Origin of the sequence: Campylobacter sp. CNRCH_2016_3089, assembly GCF_025772505.1 — a bacterium.
GTDB classification, from domain to species: Bacteria; Campylobacterota; Campylobacteria; order Campylobacterales; family Campylobacteraceae; genus Campylobacter_D; species Campylobacter_D lari_D.
Map to the genome: position 1 here is coordinate 1 of NZ_JAKMSF010000031.1, position 2,190 is coordinate 2,190.

Annotated in this window: 4 protein-coding genes; all 4 read right to left on the reverse strand. The window is 23.2% G+C overall.

The annotated features are described in order from the left end of the window. Window positions 1-186: 186 nt before the first annotated feature. Complete coding sequence (locus L8W69_RS09045) at window positions 187-375, reverse strand: hypothetical protein (protein ID WP_263666973.1); 189 nt, start codon at window positions 373-375, stop codon at window positions 187-189. A 2-nt stretch (window positions 376-377) separates the two neighbouring features. After that, a complete protein-coding gene (locus L8W69_RS09050) occupies window positions 378-1,454 on the reverse strand; it encodes a hypothetical protein (RefSeq protein ID WP_261545422.1) in 1,077 nt (358 codons plus the stop codon). Window positions 1,455-1,777: 323 nt separating this feature from the next. Next, on the reverse strand, window positions 1,778-1,921 hold the full coding sequence (locus tag L8W69_RS09055; protein ID WP_263666974.1) for a hypothetical protein: 144 nt from the start codon (window positions 1,919-1,921) through the stop codon (window positions 1,778-1,780). Continuing rightward, a partial coding sequence (locus L8W69_RS09060) for a hypothetical protein (protein ID WP_263666975.1) occupies window positions 1,908-2,190 on the reverse strand: 283 nt, incomplete at its 5' end. The genes L8W69_RS09060 and L8W69_RS09055, both read right to left, overlap by 14 nt.

The following is a 2,190-nucleotide window of genomic DNA, read 5'->3' on the forward strand; positions in this document are numbered from 1 at the left end:
CGGTGGATTTGTAAGTTTTATTACTTGTAAAGGAGTCAATTAAATTAAAAGTAAATTTTTTTACTTCTTCTCTAGAGTTTTCAATATTTTTTATGTTATCAAGTGTCATTCCTAAATCCATAATGGTGGAGATGATAATTGTTAAATCAGCCATTCTATCTATTCCTAAATTAGCTATAGCTTTGCTTACGCTTTTTTCTTCATCCCAAACCAAAATAAAATTGATAATATCGCCAGTAATAGGAATTTTTTGCAAATTAATCCGCAAGAATTGAAAGTTTCTAAAATAGTATTTCCATAATCTAAAATAGGTTCTATTTCATTCCAAGCTTGTCTAATCTCTTCGGGTATTATTAAGTCATCTTTATCTGACATATTTATTCCTTATATTTTAAAGCTTCTTTTGTAAGCATTAAAGTTTTTTTTGTTTGATTGTAAATTGCAATGAGTTTTAAAATCTCACTCGTTCTTTTTGGAAAAATTTGAATAAAATCATCTTTAAAATCAAATTTTCTTTTTAGATTGGTGTTAAAATAAGTAAACGCATCGCTTTGAAAAAACCGCCCCATTAAAATAATATATTCTTTTCTTTTGATTATTTTTTTATATTTTTGTTCATTTAATGGTAAATCAATATTTAAGCTTGATATTGCTTTATCGTAAGTAATTAAAGCATTTTGCAAAAGCACGAGTTTATCTTCTTTATTTGAAATTTTATTCATTGTTTTTAAAAGTGTTTCTAAAAGTTTTAATGCTTCATTTTTATCATAAGCAAGAGCTAATCTTTGTGGATAATTTTTAGCTTCATTTATAAGTAAATTTGTATTATAAAGAAAGATTAATTGATTGATATTTTTAAGAGAGAAGATATCTTTATTTGAATTTTCAATATACTTTAAAATTTCTTTATTTTCTAGTTTGCTCTGTTCTATAAGATTGGAAGAAATATCAATATAATCTTTTGCAATTTCGTTTTTATGTAAAATTTGATCTGCTAAAACAAAAAAGTTTTGTAATTCTTTTTTCTGATTCAATGTTAGGATATTTTCTATTTGCTTATAATGAGATTTTCTTAAGTTTTCAAGGTTTGAAATATCGTTTTTTTGTACAGAAAAAAAATTTTTTAAAAAATTCAAATCAAGTTTTAGATAAAAAAGTGCTTCATTAAGATAGATGACATAGCTTAGTGTTTTTAATTCTTCTTTGTTCAGATTAAAATAAATCGCCTTAAGTTCTTCTAAGTTTTGTAAATATTCTTTTCGAGTAAGATTGTTGTAATAGTATGTCTGATTGTTTATATTACATTTAAAATTAACTTGATTTAAATTTGTATTTTGTATAAATTTTAAATCCTCATCGTTCAACTCATCAGTACACAAAGCATAAGCGGTGTTGTAAATAAAAAATGTAAAAAAACATAATTTTAATACCCTTTTTAAAATTTTATCTCTCATTTTCTAGCCTTTTTAATTTACAAAGAAGAAGTAAAACAATATTTATTAGTTTTCTACTAAAAAGAATGATTATTGATAAATAACATATCATTTCAAATAATCCATATTTTGAAAAATATCTACCTAAATATATGAAATTTAAAAATACAATTGGTGGAAAGAGTAATAAGTTTTCACAAAAAATACTATACACCCAATCTATAATTTTACTAGAAACTCCATATTTACTTTTGCAATTTTTGCATTTTATTTCTAATTTGCCTGAGAATATATTCCAAATATTTTGTAATTTATTGATTTTTGTTTTACAAACTTCACATTCTTTATATATAGACATTTATCGTATTCTCTATATCACTTTCTACAATTTCTTGCCCTTCTCTTAAGGCTTCTTTTATACTTTCTTTAATGTTAATAGTGGTATTGTTTTCATTATGAACACTAGTATTATTTTCATTTGCATTCATCTAAGGCCTTTTGGATTTTGTTTATCCAATTATAACTTGCATTAGAAAAATCTTTAAAAGCATTTTTCCAATCATCATTAGCTATACTAGGAATCTCAGAAGTCGAATTTAAATCTAAATTATTAAATACTTTATAACTTATTTTCATTTTTTTAAGTGCTAATTTTTTATCTTCTAGGGGATAAAATTTTTTAAGATTTTTTGGCACATCGTAGATAAAATAATATATTGTAATTTTATATATATTTGCCAAACCTTTATACCAAGCT

Coding starts and splice junctions, on each gene's coding strand:
- L8W69_RS09050 (WP_261545422.1), bottom strand. CDS start 1,454: ATGAGAGATAAAATTTTAAAAAGGGTATTAAAATTATGTTTTTTTACA.
- L8W69_RS09045 (WP_263666973.1), bottom strand. CDS start 375: ATGTCAGATAAAGATGACTTAATAATACCCGAAGAGATTAGACAAGCT.
- L8W69_RS09055 (WP_263666974.1), bottom strand. CDS start 1,921: ATGAATGCAAATGAAAATAATACTAGTGTTCATAATGAAAACAATACC.